Here is a 23,519-nt window from a genome sequence, read left to right as displayed (position 1 = left end):
CCCGGACGTCTGCAAACAACGATAATCGGCCCAAATCGGAACGTTCCATCGGGTGCGCGCCTCGTTGGAGCGCCCTTTTCTTTTGGAGGGCTTTTTCTTTTGGAGAGCTTTTCTTTTGGAGACATGAATGCGCTTTTGGAATCAGCTCGCGATCAGCGTCGTCGTCCTCGCCGTCGGGGGCGCCGCGTGGGTGCGCTTTGCGCCCGGCGCGGGTGAGACCTTGGCGGCGATCGGGGTTTCGCAACCGTTGATCGATGCGTTGTCGGGACCAAAGGACGGCGAAGGGGCAGGGGGCGGTTCGGGCAATGGCGAGCGCGGGCAGGGTCGACGCAGCGGCTTCGCGGAAGCCCCCCTGGTCGTCGTTAAGCCTGCCGAGCGCGCCGTCGTCAACGACAGGCTGAACGCGATCGGCAACGGCGAAGCGATCCGCTCGGTTACGGTGACGCCGACCGCAACGGGAAATCTCACGGAAATACTGGTGAAGTCGGGCGACAGGATCACGGAAGGCCAGGTTATCGCGCGCCTCGACAGCGACGACCAGATGATCGCTGCCGAGCAGGCGCGGCTGACCCGCGACAGTGCCCGGGAGAAGGTCGAGCGCTACCGCAATCTCAGCACCGCGCGCGCAGTGACGGCCGTCGAGGTGCGTGACTCCGAAATCGCGCTGCAGGCAGCCGAACTGGCGCTGAAAACCGCCGAGCTCGACCTGAAGCGTCGCGACATCGTGGCGCCCTCCAAGGGGGTGGTCGGGATCATCACCGTCAATATAGGAGATTACGTCACGACCTCGACGCCGATCGCCGTCGTGGACGACCGGTCGCAGATCCTCGTCGATTTCTGGGTACCCGAGCGCTTCGCAGGCAAGATCTCCGTCGATCAGCCGGTGACCGCGAGCGCGATCGCGCAGCCAGGTCGTGCACTTCAGGGCGTCGTTCACGCGATAGACAACCGCCTCGACCCGGAGAGCCGGACGCTCCGGGTCCGGGCGCGACTCGAGAATCCGGATGACATGCTGCGCGCCGGCATGTCCTTTTCGGTCACCGTGGCATTCGACGGCGACCGATATCCCACCGTCGACCCGCTGGCGATCCAGTGGAGCTCCGAAGGCTCCTTTATCTGGCGGGTCAAAGGCGACAAAAGCGAGCGCGTGCCGATCAAGATCATCCAGCGCAATCCCGACAGGGTGCTTGTCGATGCGGACCTCGCCGAGGGCGACCGCGTCGTGACCGAGGGCGTGCAGCGGCTTCGCGACGGCGGCGTGGTGCGGATCGCCGGCGAGCCTGCGGCCGAGGCCGAGCAGAAGGTCGCGGGAGACGCGAAATGAATATCGGCATGGGAGGCCATCAACCAGGCGGAGGGCAGGGCGGAAAGACGGGTTTCACCGCGCTTTTCATCCGCCGGCCGATCTTCGCCCTGGTCGTCAACACGCTGATCGTCGTGGCCGGTCTTGCCGCCTGGAACGGCGTCGAGATCCGCGAACTGCCGCAGGTCGACCAGCCGGTGGTTTCGGTCACGACCGAGTTCGACGGCGCCTCGCCGGAAACGATCGACCGTGAAGTGACCTCGGTCATCGAAGGTGCCGTCTCGCGCGTGCAGGGCATCAAGGGCATTTCGTCTTCCTCGTCATTCGGGCGCAGCCGGGTGACGCTCGAATTCTCCGACACGACCGATATCGGCCAGGCGGCCAACGACGTTCGCGATGCGCTCGGCCGGATCACCGGCCAATTGCCTGATGATGCCGACGAGCCGCGCATCGTGAAGGCGGATTCCGACAGCCAGCCGATCATGCGCCTTGCATTGACCTCCGACACGATGAGCATGGACGACATGACGCTGCTCGTCGAGAACGAGATCAGCGACCGGCTGGCCGCGGTCGAAGGCGTTGCCGACGTCACCGTCTACGGCGACCAGGAGAAGATTTTCCGTATCGACCTGAATCAGGCGAAGCTCGCCGGACGCGGAGTCACCGTGGCCAATCTTCGCGAGGCGCTTTCCGACGCCTCCTACGATGTGCCGGCGGGCTCGCTGACGAGCGCAAGTCAGGACATCTCCGTTCGGGCGACGGCCGACCTCCAGACGCCCGAGCAGTTCGAAAACCTGATGCTCGGCAACAATGTCCGGCTTCGCGACGTCGCGACCGTGACCCTCGGCCCGGATACGGGCACTTCGGCGCTGCGCTCCAACGGCCGCGAGGGTATCGGCCTCGGCATCATCCGCCAGGCCCAGTCGAACACGGTCGATATTTCCGAGGGCGTGCGCAGCGTCGTGGACGCGATCTCCTCGGATATCCTGCCGCCCGGAACCGAGCTCAAGATCACCAGCGACGATGCGGTGTTCATCAACGGCGCCATCCATGAGGTGGAGATCGCACTCTTCGTCGCCGTTTTCATCGTCACCCTCGTCATCTACCTGTTCCTGCTCGACTGGCGCGCGACGCTCATCCCGACCATAACCATGCCGATCGCGCTGATCGGAACGGTGGCCGCGATCTATCTTGCGGGCTTCTCGATCAACATCCTGACGCTTCTGGCGATCGTGCTTGCGACCGGGCTCGTCGTCGATGATGCGATCGTGGTGCTCGAAAATATCGTGCGGCGCCGGGCCGAGGGCCTCGGTCCGCGCGCCGCCGCCGTCCACGGTACGCTCGAGGTCTTCTTCGCCGTGCTCGCAACCACGGCTACGCTGGCGGCCGTGTTCGTTCCGCTCTCCTTCCTGCCGGGGCAGACGGGCGGGCTCTTCCGTGAATTCGGCTTCGTGCTCGCCTTCTCGATCCTCCTGTCGTCCTTCGTCTCGCTGACGCTCTGTCCGATGCTCGCCTCGCGCATGCTGACGAAAGAGCCGCATGAGCATGAGGGGGTGATGCAGCGCTTCGGCCGGCGCGCTTCCGCCTTCTACCGCGTGACGCTTCGCGCCTGCCTCAATGCGCCGCTCATCGTCTTCGCGGTGGCCGCCTTCTTTACCGCCGTCGGCGCTTTGGGCTTTCTGACGCTCAAGTCGGAGCTGACGCCGAACGAGGACCGTTCGCAGGTCATGCTGCGGGTCAACGCGCCGCAGGGCGTCTCGCTGGAATACACGCAGGCACAGCTGCGCCGCATCGAAGAGGGCCTGCAGCCGCTGCTCAAATCCGGCGAGATCAGCAATGTGTTCTCGATTTCCGGTCAGGGCGGCTCGGCCAATAGCGGCTTCATGGTCCTGACGCTTGCCCCATGGGAAGCGCGCGAGCGTACGCAGGGCCAGATCGTCGCCGACATCAACAGGGCGACGTCGAAGATCCCGTCGGTTCGCGCCTTCACCATCCAGGCGAACAGCCTCGGTATCCGCGGTGCCGGCAGCGGCCTGCAGGTCGCGCTTGTCGGCAATGATTACACGAAGCTGGGCGACGCGGCGGCGAAGCTCGTCAGGGCGATGGAGGATACCGGCCGCTTCGAGAATGTGAGGCTCAACTACGAGGCCAACCAGGCGCAATTGTCGGTGACGATCGACCGGGAGCGCGCCTCCGACCTCGGCGTGGACATAGGTGGCCTCTCCTGGGCGCTGCAGGCGATGCTCGACGGCAGCAGCGTCGTCGATATCTTCGTGGAAGGAGAGTCCTATCCGGTCAAACTGCTCTCTTCCACCGAGCCGCTCAACGACCCGACGGATCTGCAGAACATCTTCGTCAAGGCCGGGGACGGCCGCATCGTGCCGATGTCGTCCATCGCCACGGTCGAGGAGAAGGCAGTGGCGCCGCAGCTTTCCCGCGAATCGCAACTGCGCGCCGTTTCGCTGTCGGCCGGCCTGAAGTCCGATCTCGCACTCGGCGAGGCGCTGTCGATGGTCGAGGAGATCGCCGAACCCCTTCTGCCGCCCGGATCGCGGATCATGCCGCTTGCCGAGGCCGCGACGCTGGACGAGAACGCCAACGGCCTGTTCGTTACCTTCGGCTTCGCGCTCGTCATCATCTTTCTGGTGCTCGCGGCGCAATTCGAAAGCTTCGTGAGCGGCCTCATCATCATGTCGACCGTGCCGCTCGGTCTCGCCTGCGCCGTCTTCGCAATGATCGTGACCGGCAACACGCTCAACATCTACAGTCAGATAGGGCTCGTCATGCTGGTCGGCATCATGGCCAAGAACGGCATCCTGATCGTCGAGTTCGCCAACCAGCTCCGCGACCGTGGGCAGGACGTCCGCAGCGCCATCGAGAATGCCGCCAATATCCGTCTTAGGCCGGTGATGATGACAATGATCGCGACCGTCGTGGGCGCGGTACCGCTGGTTCTGGCAAGCGGTGCCGGCGCCGAAGCACGCATCGCCCTCGGCTGGGTGCTCGTGGGTGGGTTGGGCCTGGCGGTGGTCGTGACGCTCTATCTGACGCCCGTCGCCTATCTGGTCATTGCCCGCTTTACCAAGCCACATGCCGACGAGGAGCGGAAGCTGCTGGAGGAGATGAAGGCGGCCGAGGTGCTCAAGATCTGACATGGTCGAAATCTGAGGCAGCGGCAGGTGGCGCGGCGCAATTGCCGCGGATCGTCAGAAGCCGCCTGCTGCGGCAGCGAGATAGATGAGGGTAGCGAGCGCACCGAGGGCGCTGCGGCCGGCATGGAGCCTGCCCCAGCGCTCGATCAGTTCGCGGGTTTCCGCATTCGCCTGATCCGGACGGGTCGTCTCCAGGCGCTGGTTGACGGGCATGATGACGAAAAGCGTATAGGGCCAGTTGAGTATGATGACGGCCGCTCCCAAGCCCCAGAGCGCATCGCCTGACTGCCACCATGCCACAGCGCCGAGGAGGCAGGAAACGATCGCGAGAGGAGCCTGCATCTCGAAGCCGCGCCGATAGGCGGGTACCCATTCCCGCAGCGCTGCACCTCCGTCCAGCGCCAGTCTGGCAGGCTGTTCAGCCACATTGATGTAAATGGCGGCGCCGAAGAAAATCGACGCGGTGATCAAAGCAAGCAGCCCGAACATGCGACGTTCTCCCTTTCCGGACATAATACCCTATAGGCCTGCAAACAAAAGGCGCATTCGCTGCGGTGCCCTCCAGTCGGCCGGACTTGTGACAAGCCGGTATCACCGGCGGTAATTTTTTGACGCGATGCCGCTCCAAACCGGTGAACTTCTGGACAAAGTGATTCCGATTTGCACAGTAGCCCATTGAAATGTAAGCGCTTCCGGTCGGCCGGGTGGCTGGGGCGCGTGCGGACAAGGACGGTGTCGATCTTCGAAGCCGTCCAAAGCGCCCGCGACGGATTTGCGAGAGTGGAGACGGGAGAGTGAGCCCTCGCGTATTTTCCTTGTCGCGCCGGACCGGGTGCCCTTAATTCGAGTGCGAATTGGGGATAGATTGTGCGGGCGCTCAAGACGAAAGAGCGCTCTTCCGGGGCCGCGAAGGCGCATCGGGAGATGAGAAGGAGAATTTTCGTGGCGGTGAACGCAATCCGGGCAGGGGCGAGAAACGAGAACGGTATCGCGGCGGCCAAAACACACCTCGCCACACGCTTCGGCGATCGATTCCAGACCGGTGAAGCGATCCGGGCCCAGCACGCCCACACGACGACCTACATTCCCGCGCAGCTGCCCGATGCCGTGGTTTTCCCCGAAAGTGCAGCCGAGGTGCGCGAGGTCGTGGAGATCGCATGTGAGCACCGCGTGCCGCTCATCCCCTTCGGAACGGGCTCTTCGCTCGAAGGTCACGTCAACGCGCCCCACGGCGGCATTTCGGTCGACATGATGCGGATGAACCGCGTGCTTGCGGTCAATGCCGACGACCTGGACTGCACGGTGGAGCCGGGCGTGACGCGGGAGGAGCTCAACAGCTACCTGCGCGACACCGGTCTCTTCTTCCCGATCGATCCGGGCGCAAACGCCTCGATCGGCGGCATGGCGTCGACGCGTGCATCGGGCACCAATGCGGTGCGCTACGGTACCATGAAGGAAAACGTGCTCGCCGTCACGGCCGTCGTCGCCGGCGGGCGCGAAATCACGACGGCGCATCGGGCGCGCAAGTCGTCGACCGGCTATGACCTGACGCGCCTCTTCGTCGGCGCGGAAGGCACCCTCGGCATCCTCACCTCGATCACGCTTCGCCTGCAGGGCACACCGGAGGTGATTTCCGGCGGCGTCTGCCCTTTTCCGACGATTGCCGACGCCTGCAATGCCGTGATCCTGACGATCCAGTCCGGCATCCCGGTGGCGCGCATAGAACTCCTGGACGCGTTGCAGATGAGGGCGTGCAATGCCTATTCGGGCCTGACCTACCAGGAAACGCCCACCCTTTTCGTCGAATTCCACGGCAACGGGGAGAGCGTCGAGCTGCAGTCCCGTCAATTCGCCGAAATAGCGTCGGAATTCGGTTCTACGGGTTTCATCTGGACGACCAATCCGGAAGAGCGGGCACGGCTCTGGAAGGCACGGCACAACGCCTACTGGGCGCAGAAGAGCCTCATGCCGGGGCGCGCCATTCTCTCCACCGATGTCTGCGTGCCGATCTCGCGTCTTGCCGACTGCGTCGCGGCGACGCATGAGGACATTGCTGCACATGGTTTGGTCGCGCCGATCGTCGGGCACGCCGGCGATGGAAATTTTCATGTGGGGCTGCTCTTCGACGACACGGATGCGGCTGACGTGGCGCAGGCGGAGGCTTTCGTCGAGCGGCTGAACGGGCGGGCGCTCTCCATGGACGGCACCTGTACGGGTGAACATGGGATCGGGCAGGGCAAGATGCCGTTTCTTGCGGCCGAACTCGGCGATGCGTTGGATCTGATGCGGCAGATCAAACGCTCTCTCGATCCCGACAACATCTTCAATCCGGGCAAGATCTTTGCCTGAGACTTGCAAAACCGGCTCAAAGCCGCAATGCAAGGGACGGACGAACTGACGGGAATGTGACACGGTGCTGGCGCGAATTCTGGTTACCCTCGGAGGACTGTTGGTCGTCGCGCTCTTTGCCGCGCTGATCGCACCCCTGTTTATCGACTGGACCAGCTTCCGTGCCGATTTCGAGCGGGAGGCAAGCCGCATCATGGGCAAGCCCGTGGTGGTCCATGGCAGCGTCGATGCGCGTCTCATTCCCTTTCCCACGGTCACGCTCAACGACGTGCGCGTCGGAGCGAGCGACGGCGGCGCACCGCTGATTCAGGTCGCGCAGTTTTCGATGAGCGCGGAGCTTGCGCCCTTCCTGAGCGGCGAGGCACTGATTTTCGACATGCGGCTCGACCGGCCAAAGGCGCGGCTCCGGCTCCAGCCCGATGGCACGCTGGATTGGGCACGCGGGTCGCGCGCCACGATTCCCGCCAATACGGTCATCCTGGAGAGGGTGGAGATCGCCGACGGCGAGATCGAGTTCGTGGATGAGCAGACGGGGCGCACGCGCCGGGTCAGTGAGCTCTCCGCCGACCTCTCCGCCCGCACGCTCGCCGGGCCCTGGAGGGTCGAAGGCCGTGCGACGCTCGACGGTGAGGCGGGAAGCTTCTCATTGACGAGCAACACTGTCGACGAAACAGGCGCCTTAAGCCTGCGGGCGCGGCTGGTGCCGGACGAACGGCCCTTCGGCGTGGAGCTCGACGGCGATCTGAAGATCGTCGATTTCAGACCGGTTTATGCCGGGCGCTTCACGCTCACGGAAAACCGGCCCGCCAGCGAGGTCAAGGCGGACGGCGCTCTTCGTATCAACGGCGAGTTCCAGCTTACCAATGAAAGCATCCGCGTACCGGAATACCATTTCGAAATAGGGCCGCCCGACGATCCCTATATCGTCACCGGCGAGGCGACGCTCGACACCGGCAAGGACCAGCGGTTCCTGCTGATCGCCGACGGCCAGCAGATCGATGTCAGCCGCATCGGCAATTCCGGCAGCAGCGGCAAGACGGGGCGCGATCCGGCCGTCTCGCTACGCCAGCGGATCGACGCAATGCTGGCGATCGCCGCCGATATCCCGATCCCGCAGGTGCCGGGACGCGCCAGTCTGAAACTTCCGGCGATCGTGATCGGCGACACGACGGTGCGCGACGTTCGCCTTGACGTCCGGCCCGACGGCGCCGGCTGGATCGTCGACAATGCGGTCGCACTCCTGCCCGGCCGCACGCAACTGGAAGCCAAGGGCCGGCTGAGCCTCAAGGAGCAGCGCTCCTTTCGCGGGGACCTCGTCATCGCTTCGAACCAGCCGTCGGGATTCGCGAACTGGCTGGCGGGATCGGTCGATCCGGCGATACGCACGCTGAAAACGGCCGGGTTTTCGGCGACGGTCAATCTGACGGACACTCTGCAGCAATTCGAAAACCTTGAAGTGGCGGCAGGTCCGGCCACGTTGCGCGGCAGGATCGAGCGCCAGTCCTTCGCCGAGCAGCCGCCCGCGCTGTCGCTGCAGTTGAAAGGCAACCGCATAGATATGGAGGCGCTTCAGGCCCTCGCCGGTCTTGTCGCGGGCGACGCCTCCACCGGGACGTTGCTGCAGCACGCCATCGCCGCCGATCTTTCCGCCGAGACATTCTCCGCCTTCGGTGAGGAAGCGCAGGACGTTCAGGCGGTACTCACCTTCAAGAACGGCCAGCTCCAGGCGGAGCGCGTGGCGATCGGCGCTCTTTCCGGCGCACAGCTTGCGTTTTCCGGCCGCATCAGCGGCGGGCTCGAAAAACCGGTCGTGTCGGCGAAGATGAAACTCGCCGCGGAGGAGCTTACGCCCTTCCTCGAAATGATCGGACGGCATAGCACGGCCCATCCGGCGCTGGCACGGCTGATCAAGGCCGGACCCTATTACTCGGACGCTGCTTTCGACGTAACGCTGACGGCCGGCAACAAGGAGGGTAACGCACCCTTCACCTTCGGCGTAATCGGGACCGCCAATGGAGGCAAGATAGCCGCCAGCTATCAGGCGCCCGATGTCGCCCAGGCGCTCGCCGGCCAGGGCATGCTGCTGGAGGCGACGCTCGAGAATCCGCAGACATCCGTTCTCCTGGGGCAGGCCGGATTGGACCCGCTGCCCTTCGAAGCGGACGCGAACGGCATTCTTGCCATAAAGCTGCAGAGCACGGAGGGCTCGAAGGCAAATGGTTCGCTGACCTTCACCACGGAGCGGACGTCGCTTGCGGCGAACGGTGTTTTCGATCTTGCGCGCGCGCACTATCTCGAAGGGCAGGGGAAGTTCACCCTGAAATCCGAGGACCTGGAGCCCTATCTGCTGTTGCAAGGCATCGGGCTGCCGCAGATGGGCAGCGGTTTGCCGGTAACGGTCTCGGCTGAGTTTGCGACCGATGCCGAAAAAATCGCAGTCACCGCAATCGAGGGCAAAGCCGACCAGAATGGCTTTGCCGGCGCGCTTTCGATCGACCGCAAGGTCCTCGGCAAGGCGCAAGGGGAGCTTTCGGTCGATGCCCTCGATCTCGCCTGGCTCGGCGAAGGAATTCTGGGGCAGGTTCACGACGCAAGCACCGGGGGACTGGCGCTGGCACCGGTCGTAAAACCGGCATGGACCGGGCTCGATGTGGCGCTCAACGTAAGTGCGAAGCGCGTCTGGCCGGGCGTCTACGGTCCGGTGACCGGCTTTGCCGGGAAACTGCAATGGAAGGGCGATGAACTCGCACTCAGCGATGCGACGGGAGACTGGCTGGGGGGCAAGCTCGCGGGGCGGCTGCAAATCGGCAATGCCAACGGCTCCGGCTACCTGCGCTCGAAGTTCGATCTCACAGGTGCCGACATTGCCGAAACGGGTTGGGTGCGGCCGACGGGCCCGGTGGCGACCGGTCGCTTCGACCTTGCCGTGGCGATGGAGGCTGCCGGCGCAACGCCGCAGGCAATGGTGCAATCGCTCAGCGGATCTGGAACGGCGACCTTCAACGGGCTTACTCTCAACGGCATCAATACGGCGGCGCTGCCGCAACTGATGGCGGCGGCGGACGCAATGAAGACCGATATCTCGCCCGATGCGATCCGCAAGGCTGCAGAGAACCTGCTCTTCACCGGCCAGTCGGTCGTCGGCGCTGTGAAGGTGCCCTTCGGCATTGCAGGCGGAACCGTCAGGGCGCAGAACGTCACCGCCGGTGATGGCAACGCTGCTTTCAGCGGGGAGGCTGCTTTCGACTTGCCTGCAGGGCGAATGAGCGGGGCGATCGATCTGACCTTCCGTCCCGGCGAGGAGGCGCTTGCGGGAGCCGAGCCTCGCGTCCGGTTCTCCTATGCCGGGCTGCTTGCATCGCCCGGCGTGACGGTCGATGTCACGGAGCTGTCTAACTTCCTGTCGCTCAGAGCCTTCGAGCGCGAGCGCAGGCGTGTCGAGACACTACAGGCGAATGTGCTCGAAAAGCAACGCTTGCGCCGCGAGGTCGCGCTTTACCGGGCGCGCGCGGCGGAGCGTGAGCAGCAGCGCTTGCGGACGATCGCCGAGGAGCGCCGCCGTCAGGCAGCGGCGGCGGAAGCGGCGCGGATGCGGGCGGAGGCGGCAGCACGGGCGGCCGCTGAACGCCGTGCGGAGGATGAGGAGCGGCTGAGAATGCGGCAGCTGCCGCCGCGCAGCATCGGTCGTCAGCAGACGCCTGTCGCTCCGTCGCAGGATGCCCGGCGCGGCGGCCAGTTGCCATCGCCTTCCGGTAACCCGGGCGGGCAAAATGCCGGACCACCGGCTGGTCAGGGCCTGAATTTCGATTTGCTTCCCGACATTACCGTGCAGTAGCAGGCGACCGGCGAGCAACGGCATTGTTCCCGGAGGTGGCTCTATGCCTCGCGCACCGTCCCTTCGCGTGCCTTCACCCAGGCGAGCACATAGACCCTTAAGGCCGACGACAGATTTCCATCCTGGCCGCGGCCGTCGTCGATCTCGGCAATGAGCCGCGCGAGCGGCATGTCGCGGTCCTTGGCGATGGATTTCAATTCCAGCCAAAAGGGTTCTTCGAGAGTGAAGCTGGTGCGGTGTCCGTGCAAGGTGGCCGAATGCTTGACGACCTTCCCCATGCTCATAAACGGATTCAAGCAGCTGCCGATTGGATTCGGAAAGCTGCCGCAAGTCCTTGAGTGGGAATCGCTTTTGCGGCTGCGGTCGTCACGGCTTCTTCCGGTCGATTGAAGCCTCGCCGCCCGCTTGCTCGAGCCTGCCGTGATCAAGCGTCTTTGCGGCCTTTTCGTTCAAGGCCTTGGTCAGGGCCTTCTCGGTCTTGCTGCGGCCGAAGGTAAGGCGATTCTGCTCGGCCTGCTTTTCCTTTTCAGTCCGAGCCTGGCGTTTGCGGAACTGACGCAGATTGATCACGTCGCCGGCCATGGTCCGCGCCTCCTCGCGTCGTCAGTTTTTCTTGCGGAAGGAATCGAGCGAGACGACGGAAGCGCCGCCGCCCTTCGGGCCGTCGGGTTTTTCCGTGCTTTCGTCAGTTGGGGCCTCGGCAGCTTCGTCGAGCGGATAAGCGGTTATTTCCGCCGAATCGGTTTCTTCTTCCTCGCCGGCCGCCACATCGAACTCCAGTTCGAAGTTGACCGAGGGATCGTAGAAGCCGCGAATTGCATTGTACGGGATCACAAGCTTTTCCGGTGTGTCCGAGAACGAAAGGCCGATTTCGAAGCCGGTCTCGGTAACCTTCAGATCCCAGAACTGGTGCTGGACGACGATCGTCATCTGTTCCGGATATTTGGCCTTGAGATGTTGCGAGATCCGGACACCGGGCGCACCGGTCAGGAACGTAATGAAGAAGTGGTGATCGCCGGGCAGGTGGCCCGTAGCGGAAACTTCGGCCAACACCTTGCGAATGACGCCGCGAAGCGCGTCCTGCGCCAGAATGTCGTAGCGAATATGGTCCTGGCCCATTTGGTCCCCGTTCTCTTCAAGTCACTTGATGCATGATTCCTGCAACCGGAACTCCATTCAGGAAATCATGCAGCGATTCAAGGTGCTACAGCCAAACCTGCGCCTTGACTATGTCGGCGCCGTGGCCTGCTCCTTCATTGCCCGTCTGTTTATGACGAGTCAATTATTGAGGCATCTATAGACCATTTCACGACAGGGGAGAAGGTGAAGGCTTCTGTTGCCAGGTGCCTTCGGACCCCGCCTTACGGTGCTACCCGGAAGGACTTGATTTGAAGTGTCGCACCGCCGTTAGGCAGCGAGACGTGCTTCAGCATAGTTGTCGTTTGCAACTATAAGTTTAGCCCGATAACGGTGGTACAATGCCGAGCAAAAAGCCGATCTTTACGCCCTTGTCGATCCTATTTCGCCCCCATCAAAAGCCGGTCTGCACCAGGCCGGTTTTTGGTGGAGGCGCCGGGTACCGCCCCCGGGTCCAATGGGTTTATTGCATCGCCCGTTTATTGCCATAGCCGCCCGAAGACGGCACTCGTCATATAGGTCTTTCCGACTGCCAAGAAAAGGGCTTCTCGAGGGAAATGACGGATTTATGTCGGTCTCGCCAACTCCGCACGAAATGCTTGACTTACACGAGCGGCGTGAAAAACTCCGCCTGCTGCACGCGGTTCGCGAGAAGGGCGGCAGCTTTTGAGAGCAAGTGCAAAGTGGAGGCTTCATGACTGATTATCTTGCAGACGTGCAGAAGTATGACAGCAGCGCCGACGAAGCAGTTGTCAACAAGATCGTGCGCCATCTCGGTATCGCCCTTCGCAATAAGGATTCCGCCCTCGTTTCGGCGTCGGATCCAAAAGAACTGGAACGCGTCAAGGAAAAATGGTGTGAGAAGAAACTCGGCGTCGGTGGGTCAGATGCAGATGCCGCTGTTGCTGCGGCGGCCAAAGCGATGGCGGATGATCGCAGCAAGTCGCGTGTGACCTTCTACTATCTGGTCGCCAAGAATCTGGGCAAGCTCCAGACGCTCTGATCCAGGTTGGCCGGCAAAGCGCTTTCCGGTCGGCGACGAGCCGGCCGGGCGCCAGAGCTGCCCCGGCGGCGCCGTGACCCGGCGCCGATCTCTTTTATTCGCCCCCGTTTGCGCTATTCGCGGGCGCCGATGCTGTCGGGCCACAGCGACTGAATTTCTTTGGGCAAGGCGTCGCGTACCTTTGCAGTCTGGCCAAGGTCGACATGCCGCGCCAGGACCCGAAATACGCTACGCGCCGCGTCGGCCGGATTGACCGGTCGCGTATCCTTCATACCCTCCGCGATCCGGGCGAGAAATTCGTCGAGCGAACGAGTGCCCTTGTCCGGTGGGTGGTTCGGCCGGTATTGATCGTAGTAGGCGCCTCGTACGATCAGCGGAAGTTCCGCGCCGAGATGGGCCGCGATTTCCGGAGGAAGCCGGTCCCGCAGGACCCGCAGCACAACTGACAGGATGTGCCAGGCGACTTTCCGGTCGGGACCGTGTTGTTCCATGATCTCGCCGAGCCAGATATGGGTCGTTTGCAGTGTCTTCTCGAAGACGTCGAGACCTGTGGCGCTCATCGTCACCTCCCTTGCTTGATGGCTGAAGCGCAACTGCATGTCTCTTTGGCGGGAACCGGTTCAGGCGGTCAGAGCCCGTTCAGGCGTGAACATGCAGAATTTCGCGTCCCGCCAAGAACGCGGCGCTGTAGATTGGCCTAACAGCCATACGCCGCGATTGTTTCGCCGCTGCCGATAAATACTGCTCCGCCTCGTACTGCCGAACGGGGCCGCGATTGCGGAACATTCACGGTTCAGTGCGGTTAACCGAGGAAGTGAACGAGGGGCGCCCCGGGACAAGTCGCAGAGCAGGAGGAAGGCCGATGACATCGTCCAAACATCCGAAGACACGCCGCCCGAGCGACAAGGACCTGAAGCAGGATCCCGGGATCGGACGCACGAAGGGCATTGGTGGACCGTCGGACTACGAAGCCCTGAAACGCGGCAACACTATTGAAGGAGATGTCGCGAACGACACGACCGCGCAAGGCGGCGCAAATCCGGACCAGCGCGGTCGCAGCAACAAATAGGAGCAAGGCAATGGTCGGCAGAAAGACGCAAGAGCAGCAGAAGCGCGTGCTGCAGGGCCGCGAGAACACCTCCAACGCAGACAAGGACTTCAATGCCGACGCGGATCTGCACCGTTCCGACGCTTTGAGAAAGGCGCAACGCAAGGGACAGGATCTGAGCACCGAGCATGGCGATGCCCGCGAGGCGGACGATCGCAGCATTCTGCGTGGGAAAAATCAGGAGAGCAGGCATCACAAGGGCGCCGGCGACTGATGGAACTGGCCGGCATTTCCGAGAATAGCTGAAAGGAGACTGCGATGGCTCACGCCAGCAAGAAGAACATGGGAAAGCCCGACAAGGGCAAGGGCGACGGTAGCGGTGCGAAAACCGAACTGAAGGAAGGCATCCTCGGCGAAAACGACGTCCTGTCGAACAGGGACAAGGCCCAGCATTCCGACTCGCGCGGCCTCGACGAGAGGGCGGTAAGGAACGAGCAGTATCAGGACCACGCCGCAAACCGACGCCCGTCGAAATGAACCGCCGGGCGCGTATGCCGGAGGTCTTGGGGCTGGTTGGCCCGACCGACGGACGGTCGTGCATGGCGACGCGAAGTGCGGGAAAACACCTTTCCACCATTGGTTCGCGCGGCGGTTCGTTCTATTTTCGACGCTACGAACGAATCGTCGGCGGAAAAGCATGCGACAATATCTCGATCTCCTCGAACATGTGATCACAACGGGAACCGACCGGGGCGACCGTACGGGTACGGGCACGCGCTCCGTTTTCGGCTATCAGATGCGCTTCGACCTGTCGCAGGGTTTTCCGGTGCTGACCACCAAGAAGCTGCATCTGCGCTCGATCATTCACGAGCTTCTCTGGTTCCTCAGGGGCGACACGAACGTCGCCTATCTCAAGGAAAACGGGGTGAGCATCTGGGACGAATGGGCGGACGAAAACGGCGAGCTCGGACCGGTCTACGGCTATCAATGGCGCTCCTGGCCGACGCCCGGCGGCGGACATATCGATCAGATCGCGGCGCTCGTCGAAGGCCTGAAGACCAATCCGAATTCCCGCCGCCACATCGTTTCGGCCTGGAACCCGGCGCTTGTGGACGAAATGGCGCTCCCGCCATGCCACTGCCTGTTCCAGTTCTACGTGGCGGACGGGAAGCTCTCCTGCCAGCTCTACCAGCGCTCGGGCGATATCTTTCTCGGCGTACCCTTCAATATCGCTTCCTACGCTCTGCTGACGATGATGGTGGCGCAGGTGACAGGACTCGAAGCCGGCGATTTCGTTCATACGCTGGGTGACGCACATATCTACCGCAACCACTTCGAACAGGCGCAGCTGCAACTGACGAGAACGCCGAAGCCGCTGCCGAAAATGGAACTAAATCCGGCGGTGAAGGATATATTTTCGTTTAGATTCGAAGACTTTGAGCTCGTCGGCTACGAAGCCGATTCACATATCAAGGCGCCGGTCGCGGTCTAGCTAAGCACTCCGGGCAAAGCCGGCTCCCGCGTTTCCCGGTGGTGCCCCAATGGGAGGTTTCCATGCTGACGCTGATCCACGCGCCTTTGTCGCGCTCATCGCGCATCATCTGGCTGCTCGAAGAACTCGGTGCCGACTACGACATCCGTTATGTCGATATCCGCCGTTGGGACGGATCCGGCGGCCCGGACGAAAACAATCCGCATCCGCACAAGCAGGTGCCGGCACTCCTCCACGACGGGACATTGATCTGGGAGTCGGTCGCGGTCGTGCAATATCTGACGGATCTCTATCCCGATTGCAGCCTGAGCCGGCCGCCCGGCCATCGCGAGCGCGGCGCCTATCTGTCGTGGCTCGCCTACTATGCCGGTGTCATCGAGCCGACCGCTCTCGCTCATATATCCGGAGTGACGGTGAACAATCCGGGGCTCGCGAGGCTATACACCGAAATGTGTGCGCATGTGATCGACGCGCTTACGCGGCACACCTATCTCCTTGGCGAATCGATGAGCGCGGCCGATCTGTTGCTCGCAAGCGCATTGCAGTGGATGCGCAAGATCCTGCCGGAAAGCGACGTGATAGATCGCTATATTCGCGTCGTCACGGACCGGGCGGCGCTGGTTCGCGCGCGTGAAATCGACAGCAAGCCGAGTGGCTTTCATGACTGAGGCGGAGCAGAAGGTGACCACCCGACCGAAGATCGTTTTCGTCGTCGCTGTCGCAGCGAATGGAGTCATCGGCCGCGAGGGCGATCTGCCCTGGCGGCTTTCGACCGATCTCAAGCGCTTCAAGGCGCTGACGATCGGCAAGCCGGTCGTCATGGGACGTAAGACCTGGGCCTCGCTCGGGCGACCCTTGCCCGGCAGGCCGAACATCGTCATCAGCCGCAACCCCGATTTCGAGGCTCCCGGCGCGGAGGTGGCGCCGTCGCTGGAAGTGGCGCTCACGATCGCGCGGGAGCGGGCGGCCGCGGTCGGGGCCGACGAGATTTGCATTATTGGTGGCGGCGAGATCTACCGTCAGTCGATCGGCATGGCCGATGTGCTGCACGTGACCGAAGTGCAGGCGGAGGTGGATGGCGATACACGCTTCCCTTCTATCGACCCGTCGATTTTCGAAAAGGTGCTGGAGGAAGACCTTCCGCGCGGCGAAAAAGACAGCCACGCGATGCACTTCGTGACCTGGCGCCGCCGCACGTCGCCGCCAGAAGGTGCCGGAGCCTGAGCGGTCTCGGTGCTTATCCACGCACTTGCCTATCGCTGCGGCGCAGCGGTGAACAATTTTAACGCATTTACGGTGAACTCGGCCGTATCGCGTTGAAAGCAATGCACATGATACCTATAACGGGTTCACATCGTGACCGGCCGCAATGCCTGCGGGGCGTTCAGCGACAGAGTTTCTTGGAAGTGAGGATTTGATGCCCTGGAGCAATCAGAATGGCGGCGGCGGCGGCCCGTGGGGCGGCGGCGGCGGCAATCAGGGGCCATGGGGCCAGGGGCCCAACCGGCCACGCGGCGGAAGAGGCGGTCCGCCGGATCTGGAAGAGATCATCCGGCGTGGCCAGGATCAGTTGAAAAACGTGGTGCCGGGAGGCTTCAACGGCGGGATCTTCGTCATCGTAGGCCTGTTGGTCCTCGGCTTCGTTCTGCTGAATTCCATCTATACCGTTCAGCCGGATGAACGCGGCGTCGAGATGCGCTTCGGCAAGCCGAAGGAAGAAATCTCCATGCCGGGCCTGCACTATCACTTCTGGCCGCTCGAAACCGTCGAGATCGTCAAGGTGACGGAGCAGCAGCAGAATATCGGCGGCCGCACGGGCCAGTCGAATGCCGGCCTGATGCTCAGCGGCGATCAGAACATCGTCAACGTGCAGTTCTCGGTGCTGTTCTCGGTTACCGATCCGAAGGCCTATCTCTTCAATGTCGAGAACCCGGCCGACACGCTGCAGCAGGTGGCCGAAAGCGCAATGCGCGAGGTCGTCGGCCGCCGTCCGGCCCAGGATATCTTCCGCGACAACCGCCAGGCGATCGCCGCGGACGTGAAGAACACGATCCAGGCGACGATGGATGCTTACGGCGCCGGCATATCGGTGAATACCGTAGCGATCGAGGATGCCGCACCGCCGCGTGAGGTGGCCGATGCCTTCGACGAAGTGCAGCGCGCCGAACAGGATGAGGACCGCTTCGTGGAGGAGGCGAACCAGTACGCCAACCAGGTGCTCGGCAGGGCTCGCGGCCAGGGCGCCCAGATCCGCGAAGAGGCGGCCGCCTACAAGGACCGCGTCGTCAAGGAAGCTCAGGGTGAGGCTCAGCGCTTCATCTCGGTCTACGACGAATATTCCAAGGCCCCCGAGGTCACGCGCAAGCGGCTTTACATCGAAACGCTGCAAGGCGTTCTCGGCAAGTCCAAGAAGGTCATCCTGGACGAAAAGAACGGCCAGGGCGTGCTGCCCTACCTGCCGCTCAACGAAATCGGCAGGCCCGTTCAGTCGGGAGGAAACCAATGATCAATAATCGCAGTTCAATAATCCTGATCGTCCTCGCCGCCGTCCTGTTCGTCGTCTATTCCTCGGTCTTCGTCGTGAACGAGCGCCAGCAGGCGATCGTCGTTCGCTTCGGTCAGATCCGGGAGGTGAAGAGCGAACCGGGTCTTTATTTCAAGCTTCCATTCGGCTTCATGGACGCCGATCGCGTCCAGTATGTCGAAGACCAGGCACTCCGTTTCGACCTCGACAATATCCGCGTGCAGGTCTCCGGCGGCAAATTCTACGAGGTGGATGCATTCGTCGTCTACAAGATCGCCGACCCCCGCCGCTTCCGGCAGACGGTTTCCGGAGACCGGGAATCTGCGGAGTCCCGGCTTAGGACGCGCCTCGATGCGTCGCTGCGCCGGGTCTACGGTCTGAGGGGATTCGAGGCGGCGCTTTCCGACGAGCGCGCATCGATGATGCGTGAGGTCCGTACGGACCTCAGCGCGGATGCCGAGTCGCTTGGTCTCAATATCGAGGACGTGCGCATCCGCCGCACGGACCTGACCCAGGAAGTCTCGCAGCAGACCTACGATCGGATGAAGGCGGAACGTCTGGCCGAAGCCGAACTGATCCGTGCCCGGGGCAACGAGGAAGGCCAGCGACGCCGCGCGATTGCCGATCGTCAAGTGGTCGAGATCGTCGCCGAAGCGCAGCGTGATTCGGAAATCCTGCGCGGTGAGGGCGAAGCGGAGCGGACGCAGATATTTGCCGACGCATTCCAGCGCGATCCGGGCTTCTTCGAGTTCTACCGGTCGATGGCTGCCTATGCGCAGTCGATCGGCAGCCCGGACACAACCATCGTGCTGTCGCCGCATTCGGAATTCTTCCGTTATTTCAACAGTGCGGACGGTGCGGACCAACCGCCACCGAGCCCGGGCCTGGCGGCGCCGACCACCGCAGATTGAGCGGACGATGTCCGACTTTCTGACCGGTCTGGCTTTTTTCCTGATCATCGAGGGGCTGGTGTACGCACTGGCCCCTTTGGTTTTGGTGGAACTGGCGAGGCGATTGCCGTATGTCCCTGAACATCAGCTCCGATTGGCCGGATTGACTTCGGTGGCCGTCGGCGTCGGGCTCGTATGGTTGCTTCGAGGATAATGCGAATGCCACATAAATTGCTCATCCGGCTGGTCGATGCCGAATATGCCATTACCCGTTTGAACGTCGGATCCGCGATTCCGGAGTGGCTGCCGGGCCCGGGGTTCTGGACGGTTTCCAGTTCCCGCGAGGAAATGACGCTCGTCTGTCGTGCCGCCCGTGTCCCATCGAGCGTGCAGAGTTCGCTCGGCTGGCGCTGCTTCCGCATCGAGCAGCACTTCAGTTTCGACGTGCCAGGCGTTCTATCGTCGGTGCTGCGACCGCTGTCGGAGGCAGGTGTCGGCGTCTTCGCCAATTCGACCTTCAGCACCGATTACGTCTTCGTCGCCGGGTCCAATCTCGAGCAGGCCGTGGAGGCTCTGAAAGAGCACGGGCACGAAATAACCATCTGAGGCACCGCCGGTTCGCTGCCCGGATCAGGAAATCGTGTTTGGACGCTTCGGAATTCCGCCGTATCTTCAAGAGAAGGTTCGCGTGATGCGCGTCTCGATCGGGTCGCGCTGCGCTGTAGTTCGTTGCAGCCGAGCGATGTTCATGCATCATCCTTGCCGGACGACCGGGGGCCGGCGTTATGTAAGGGAAATGATAGGAGCCTAGCGACTTGTCGAAACGACCCGAATTCTTCCGCGGCCTGGTGCTGGCGGCTGCGACGGCACTCATATTCACCAATGCGACGCTGGCCCAGACGGCCACGTCCCGGCCTCCGGCCGGCCCGCCGTCCGTTGCCGATCTCGCCGAGGGACTGCTCGACGCCGTCGTCAACATCTCGATTTCGCAGAACGTCAAGAGCGACGACAATGCGCCGATGCCGCAGGTGCCGGAAGGATCGCCGCATCAGGAGTTCTTCGACGAGTTTTTCAAAGGACAGGGCGGCGAGGGCGGCCGGCCGCGCACGGTCAACTCGCTCGGTTCCGGATTCATCATCGATCCGGCCGGCTACATAGTCACCAACAACCACGTCATCCAGGATGCCGACGATATCGAGATCAATTTCTCCGATGGATCGAAGCTTAAGGCGAAGCTTGTCGGCATGGATACGAAAACCGACCTCGCCCTCCTGAAGGTCGAACCGAAGAAGCCGCTCAAGGCCGTCTCCTTCGGCGACTCGCGAAAGATCAGGATCGGCGATTGGGTGATGGTCGTCGGCAATCCGTTCGGCCTGGGCGTATCCGTATCCGTGGGTGTCGTCTCCGCACGCGGCCGCAATATCAATGCCGGACCCTACGACAGTTTCATCCAGACCGATGCGGCGATCAACCGCGGCAATTCGGGCGGTCCGCTTTTCAACATGCAGGGTGAGGTCGTCGGCATCAATACGGCGATCCTTTCGCAGACCGGCATGTCGGTCGGTATCGGCTTTGCCGTGCCGGCGGAGCTTGCGGTGAACGTCGTCAACCAGCTCAGGGAATTCGGCGAGACGCGCCGTGGCTGGCTCGGTGTACGGATCCAGCCCGTCACCGACGATATCGCCGAGAGCCTGAAGATGGAGCTGCCACGCGGCGCGCTCGTTTCGGGCATCATCGAGGGCGGTCCGATCACCAAGGGCGAGATCAAGCCGGGCGACATCATCATCCGCTTCGACGGAACGGATATCGCGGAAATTCGCGATCTCATGCGCACGGTCGGCGAGAGCCCGGTCGGCAAGGCGGTCGATGTGGTCATTATCCGCGACGGCAAGGAGCAGACCGCTCGCGTGACGCTCGGCCGGCTGGAGGATGGCGAGCAGCTCGCCAATGCGAAACCGGGCGAAGTGCTGCCGAATGGCGGTGAGGCGAAGCCCGGCGAGCCGCCGGCCGCGCAACTGCCTGCAAGCGACACCGTGCTCGGAATGAAGCTTGCCGAGCTCGACGCCGACCGCCGCCAGAGTTTCGGCATTGTCGAAAGCGTCAAAGGCGTCGTGATCACCGAGGTGCAACCCAATTCGCCCGCTGCCGAGCGTCGGGTGGAGCCGGGCGAGGTGATCGTCGAACTCGGTCAGGAAGCGATGGAAACGCCGGAGGATGTCACCTCACGCGTCACCGAACTGAAGGCCGACGGGCGCCGCAACGCCTTGCTGATGATCGCGAACAAGACCGGCGAACTGCGTTTCGTGACGGTGCGGATGGAATAGAGCGCGCGCTCTCGGCCGTGGCGACGGGGTGCTACCGCTTCGCGGCAAGGCCATCCCGCCGCCATTCTTCCGCGGTTATTGCGTAAAGGACGTGGCGTTTGAGATGCGGATGCGTGTCCGGGACGCCGGAATGATCGAAGTCGCGCATGGAATCGGGGCGCATGCCGATCCGCTTCATCACGGCGGTGGAGCGCGTGTTGGCCGGAACGGCGATGGCAACGATCTCCCTAAGCTTCCTCTCGCCGAATCCATAATCGAGAAGCGCCCGGGCTGCGTCCGTCACGTAGCCCTTTCCCCAATGGCGGAGAGCCAGGCGCCAACCGATCTCGACGGTGCCGTCGGGCAGGTGCGGTTCGAGATCGGTGCGTGCAAGTCCGCAGAAGCCGACCGGTGCGTCGTTCTCACGGAGCGCGAGCGCGAAGAAGCCGAAGCCGGTTTCGAAGATGTTGCGGTTGTTGCGGTCGAAAAGCGCGTCGGCCTCCGCGCGGGTGCGGCGGAACGGGAAGAACTCCATGACCGTGGGATCGTTGTTGATCTCGGCAAAGAGTTCGCGGTCGGTCTCGGCCCAGGCACGGAGCCTGAGCCGCTCGGTCTCTAGAATGATCACGTCACGAAATCCGTCTTGCGGTATCCCTGGAGATAGAGCAGGGCGGTGAGGTCGCCATGGTCGATGCGGATCTTCGCCTGTTCGGCAACGACGGGCTTAGCGTGGAGCGCCACTCCAGTGCCGGCAAGCTGCAGCATTCCGAGATCATTGGCACCGTCGCCGACGGCGATGACGTCCGCCGGCGTGATGCCGAGCCGTTCAGAAATGTCGATGAGCGCGTCGACCTTGGCCTGCTTGCCGAGGATCGGCCGGGCAACGTCGCCGGTCAGCTTGCCGTTCTCTTCAACGAGAATGTTGGCACGGTTTTCGTCGAATCCGAGCTTCTCTGCGATAGGGCCGGTAAATACGGTGAAGCCGCCGGAGACGAGGGCGCTGTAATGTCCCTTCGCCTTCATCGTAGCAATCAGTTCGCGGCCACCCGGCGTCAATGTGATACGCGTGGCGATGACCTCCGCGACGACGGTAACGGGCAGGCCCTGGAGAAGCGCCACTCTTTCGACGAGTGCCGGCTCGAAAGCGATCTCGCCGTTCATGGCGCGCGCGGTGATTGCCGCGACCTTTTCCTTCAAGCCGACTTCCGCGGCCAGCTCGTCGATGCATTCCTGCCCGATCATGGTGGAGTCCATGTCGGCAATCAGAAATCGCTTGCGGCGGCTTTCGGCATCTTGCACGGCGACGTCGATCGCGGCGCCGGCGACCGCCTGGCGCAGCCGAGCTTCCGCTTCGCCGGCCTCGGCGCCATCCCTCAACACGATGTCGCAGGCAATACCGTCCGCGAGCCAATAGAGCCCGGACGCGTCGAGGCTTTCCGCTGCCGCTTCCGCGCGTGCTGGCGACAGAACGGGATTTGACGGATTGGCGATAAGCGTGGCAACGAGAGCCATGATGCAAAACCTTGCGAAAGACATCGACGCGATCCTGATAACCGGGCCGACCGCCAGCGGCAAGTCCGCGCTCGCGGTGAAGCTCGCGCAAAGACACGGCGGCGTCGTGATCAATGCGGACAGCATGCAGGTTTACGGCACACTGAAAGTCCTGACCGCGCGGCCGGATGAAAGCGAGATGGGGGGCGTCGAGCATTTCCTCTACGGTCATGTCCCCCCGGGCCGGGCCTATTCCACCGGCGTGTGGCTCCGCGAAGCGGAAGCGCTCGTGGCGCGGCTGAGGAAGGAAGGGCGGCTGCCGGTCTTCGTCGGTGGCACGGGCCTCTATTTCAAAGCGCTGATCGGAGGGCTATCGGATATGCCCGAGATTCCGCCGGCGATCCGCCAGCGCCTGCGTGCGCGCCTGACGGAGGAAGGCGCCGAGGCGCTGCACGGTGAACTTTCCGAGCGCGATCCGGAGACGGCGGCGCGCGTGCAACCCGGCGATGGGCAGCGTATCGTGCGCGCGCTGGAGGTAATCGAGGCCACGGGAAGGCCGATAGGATCTTACCAGCAGAGCCGTGGGCCGGTGAACATCGACCCGGCGCGAGCGCAGAAGATCGTCGTATTGCCGGAGCGGCGGCTTCTTCATGGCCGTATCGATCGACGCTTCGAGACGATGCTTGCGAGAGGCGCCGTCGAGGAGGTGCGCGCGCTTCTCGCGCTTCGCCTTCCTCCGGAGATGTCGGTGATGAAGGCGATCGGCGTCCCACAGATCGCCGCGATGCTGAAAGGCGAGATGAGCGAGGCGCAGGTGATCGAGGCCGGCGCGGCGGCAACGCGCCAATATGCCAAGCGTCAGATGACCTGGTTTCGCAATCAGCTTGACGAGACCTGGCAGCGTATCGACGGTCCGGATGCCTTAGACTGAACAACGAGCACAGGGCTGAGGCTCCTTGAGCATTATGCTGCTGTCTGAAGCGGCATCAGAA

Annotated in this window: 24 protein-coding genes and 1 other RNA gene; 17 read left to right on the top strand and 8 right to left on the bottom strand. The window is 63.0% G+C overall.

What is annotated here, in order from left to right:
- Positions 1–127 precede the first annotated feature (127 nt).
- Both ACTJKL_RS01100 and ACTJKL_RS01095 read left to right on the top strand, forming a co-directional pair.
- The gene (locus tag ACTJKL_RS01100) at positions 128–1,324 is read left to right on the top strand and encodes an efflux RND transporter periplasmic adaptor subunit (protein ID WP_100671671.1); all 1,197 of its coding nucleotides are present in this window, start codon (positions 128–130) and stop codon (positions 1,322–1,324) included.
- Positions 1,321–4,455: an efflux RND transporter permease subunit gene (locus ACTJKL_RS01095; RefSeq protein WP_338283916.1), complete on the top strand. Its 3,135-nt coding sequence runs from the start codon at positions 1,321–1,323 to the stop codon at positions 4,453–4,455. The genes ACTJKL_RS01100 and ACTJKL_RS01095 overlap by 4 nt, the downstream gene beginning before the upstream one ends.
- 54 nt (positions 4,456–4,509) lie before the next feature.
- Here ACTJKL_RS01095 and ACTJKL_RS01090 read toward each other — a convergent pair whose 3' ends face one another.
- On the bottom strand, positions 4,510–4,944 hold the full coding sequence (locus tag ACTJKL_RS01090) for an anthrone oxygenase family protein (protein ID WP_100671669.1): 435 nt from the start codon (positions 4,942–4,944) through the stop codon (positions 4,510–4,512).
- A gap of 453 nt (positions 4,945–5,397) precedes the next feature.
- On the opposite strand from ACTJKL_RS01090, the gene ACTJKL_RS01085 reads away from it, so the two are divergent.
- Together ACTJKL_RS01085 and ACTJKL_RS01080 are read left to right on the top strand one after the other, a co-directional pair.
- On the top strand, positions 5,398–6,804 hold the full coding sequence (locus ACTJKL_RS01085) for an FAD-binding oxidoreductase (protein ID WP_440851960.1): 1,407 nt from the start codon (positions 5,398–5,400) through the stop codon (positions 6,802–6,804).
- Positions 6,805–6,868: 64 nt separating this feature from the next.
- Positions 6,869–10,639, top strand: coding sequence for an AsmA family protein (locus ACTJKL_RS01080; protein ID WP_440851959.1), 3,771 nt, complete (start codon positions 6,869–6,871; stop codon positions 10,637–10,639).
- A gap of 41 nt (positions 10,640–10,680) precedes the next feature.
- Here ACTJKL_RS01080 and ACTJKL_RS01075 read toward each other — a convergent pair whose 3' ends face one another.
- The 4 genes from ACTJKL_RS01075 to ssrA form a co-directional block, all read right to left on the bottom strand.
- Entirely contained in the window at positions 10,681–10,923 is a 243-nt protein-coding gene (locus tag ACTJKL_RS01075; RefSeq protein ID WP_127711991.1) for a ribbon-helix-helix domain-containing protein, read from the bottom strand.
- An 82-nt stretch (positions 10,924–11,005) separates the two neighbouring features.
- Positions 11,006–11,221 carry a DUF4169 family protein gene (locus ACTJKL_RS01070; protein ID WP_127711993.1) on the bottom strand — a complete coding sequence of 72 codons (216 nt, stop codon included), beginning with the start codon at positions 11,219–11,221 and terminating at the stop codon, positions 11,006–11,008.
- Between the two features lie 21 nt (positions 11,222–11,242).
- Positions 11,243–11,758, bottom strand: a complete 516-nt coding sequence (locus ACTJKL_RS01065) for an SspB family protein (RefSeq protein WP_324761995.1) — start codon at positions 11,756–11,758, stop codon at positions 11,243–11,245.
- A 203-nt stretch (positions 11,759–11,961) separates the two neighbouring features.
- Positions 11,962–12,321, bottom strand: a transfer-messenger RNA (tmRNA) gene (gene ssrA, locus ACTJKL_RS01060).
- Between the two features lie 149 nt (positions 12,322–12,470).
- Here ssrA and ACTJKL_RS01055 point away from each other — a divergent pair.
- Positions 12,471–12,779 carry a DUF2853 family protein gene (locus ACTJKL_RS01055; protein WP_100671663.1) on the top strand — a complete coding sequence of 103 codons (309 nt, stop codon included), beginning with the start codon at positions 12,471–12,473 and terminating at the stop codon, positions 12,777–12,779.
- A 113-nt stretch (positions 12,780–12,892) separates the two neighbouring features.
- Here ACTJKL_RS01055 and ACTJKL_RS01050 read toward each other — a convergent pair whose 3' ends face one another.
- Entirely contained in the window at positions 12,893–13,339 is a 447-nt protein-coding gene (locus tag ACTJKL_RS01050) for a DUF2267 domain-containing protein (RefSeq protein ID WP_100671662.1), read from the bottom strand.
- A gap of 302 nt (positions 13,340–13,641) precedes the next feature.
- Between ACTJKL_RS01050 and ACTJKL_RS01045 the strand changes: the two genes are divergently transcribed.
- From ACTJKL_RS01045 to ACTJKL_RS00995, 11 genes are all read left to right on the top strand, one after another.
- Positions 13,642–13,848, top strand: a complete 207-nt coding sequence (locus ACTJKL_RS01045) for a hypothetical protein (RefSeq protein WP_018095410.1) — start codon at positions 13,642–13,644, stop codon at positions 13,846–13,848.
- Positions 13,849–13,858: 10 nt separating this feature from the next.
- On the top strand, positions 13,859–14,101 hold the full coding sequence (locus tag ACTJKL_RS01040; protein ID WP_440851958.1) for a hypothetical protein: 243 nt from the start codon (positions 13,859–13,861) through the stop codon (positions 14,099–14,101).
- 44 nt (positions 14,102–14,145) lie between these two features.
- Positions 14,146–14,364, top strand: a complete 219-nt coding sequence (locus ACTJKL_RS01035; protein WP_018095408.1) for a hypothetical protein — start codon at positions 14,146–14,148, stop codon at positions 14,362–14,364.
- Positions 14,365–14,524: 160 nt separating this feature from the next.
- The gene (locus ACTJKL_RS01030; RefSeq protein WP_440851957.1) at positions 14,525–15,319 is read left to right on the top strand and encodes a thymidylate synthase; all 795 of its coding nucleotides are present in this window, start codon (positions 14,525–14,527) and stop codon (positions 15,317–15,319) included.
- 62 nt (positions 15,320–15,381) lie between these two features.
- Complete coding sequence (locus tag ACTJKL_RS01025; protein ID WP_018095406.1) at positions 15,382–15,987, top strand: glutathione S-transferase; 606 nt, start codon at positions 15,382–15,384, stop codon at positions 15,985–15,987.
- On the top strand, positions 15,980–16,543 hold the full coding sequence (locus ACTJKL_RS01020) for a dihydrofolate reductase (protein ID WP_100671659.1): 564 nt from the start codon (positions 15,980–15,982) through the stop codon (positions 16,541–16,543). The genes ACTJKL_RS01025 and ACTJKL_RS01020 overlap by 8 nt, the downstream gene beginning before the upstream one ends.
- A 193-nt stretch (positions 16,544–16,736) precedes the next feature.
- Entirely contained in the window at positions 16,737–17,825 is a 1,089-nt protein-coding gene (hflK, locus tag ACTJKL_RS01015) for an FtsH protease activity modulator HflK (protein ID WP_100671658.1), read from the top strand.
- Entirely contained in the window at positions 17,822–18,754 is a 933-nt protein-coding gene (gene hflC, locus ACTJKL_RS01010; protein WP_100671657.1) for a protease modulator HflC, read from the top strand. The genes hflK and hflC overlap by 4 nt, the downstream gene beginning before the upstream one ends.
- Before the next feature lie 7 nt (positions 18,755–18,761).
- Positions 18,762–18,947 (top strand): DUF2065 domain-containing protein, encoded by a 186-nt coding sequence (locus ACTJKL_RS01005; RefSeq protein WP_018095402.1) that lies wholly within the window; start codon positions 18,762–18,764, stop codon positions 18,945–18,947.
- A gap of 5 nt (positions 18,948–18,952) precedes the next feature.
- The gene (locus tag ACTJKL_RS01000) at positions 18,953–19,339 is read left to right on the top strand and encodes an ACT domain-containing protein (RefSeq protein ID WP_003534920.1); all 387 of its coding nucleotides are present in this window, start codon (positions 18,953–18,955) and stop codon (positions 19,337–19,339) included.
- Between the two features lie 209 nt (positions 19,340–19,548).
- The gene (locus ACTJKL_RS00995; RefSeq protein ID WP_100671656.1) at positions 19,549–21,057 is read left to right on the top strand and encodes a Do family serine endopeptidase; all 1,509 of its coding nucleotides are present in this window, start codon (positions 19,549–19,551) and stop codon (positions 21,055–21,057) included.
- A gap of 31 nt (positions 21,058–21,088) precedes the next feature.
- Here ACTJKL_RS00995 and ACTJKL_RS00990 read toward each other — a convergent pair whose 3' ends face one another.
- Complete coding sequence (locus tag ACTJKL_RS00990; RefSeq protein ID WP_440851956.1) at positions 21,089–21,664, bottom strand: GNAT family N-acetyltransferase; 576 nt, start codon at positions 21,662–21,664, stop codon at positions 21,089–21,091.
- Complete coding sequence (gene serB / locus ACTJKL_RS00985; protein ID WP_275597684.1) at positions 21,661–22,548, bottom strand: phosphoserine phosphatase SerB; 888 nt, start codon at positions 22,546–22,548, stop codon at positions 21,661–21,663. The genes ACTJKL_RS00990 and serB overlap by 4 nt, the downstream gene beginning before the upstream one ends.
- Here serB and miaA point away from each other — a divergent pair.
- A complete protein-coding gene (gene miaA / locus ACTJKL_RS00980; protein ID WP_440851955.1) occupies positions 22,547–23,458 on the top strand; it encodes a tRNA (adenosine(37)-N6)-dimethylallyltransferase MiaA in 912 nt (303 codons plus the stop codon). The two genes, serB and miaA, sit on opposite strands and share 2 nt — an antisense overlap.
- The last annotated feature ends 61 nt before the right edge of the window (positions 23,459–23,519 follow it).

Origin of the sequence: Sinorhizobium sp. 22678 (genome assembly GCF_052044265.1) — a bacterium.
In the GTDB taxonomy this organism is placed as follows: Bacteria; Pseudomonadota; Alphaproteobacteria; order Rhizobiales; family Rhizobiaceae; genus Sinorhizobium; species Sinorhizobium meliloti_A.
This window is presented reverse-complemented; position numbering and strand designations above follow the sequence as displayed.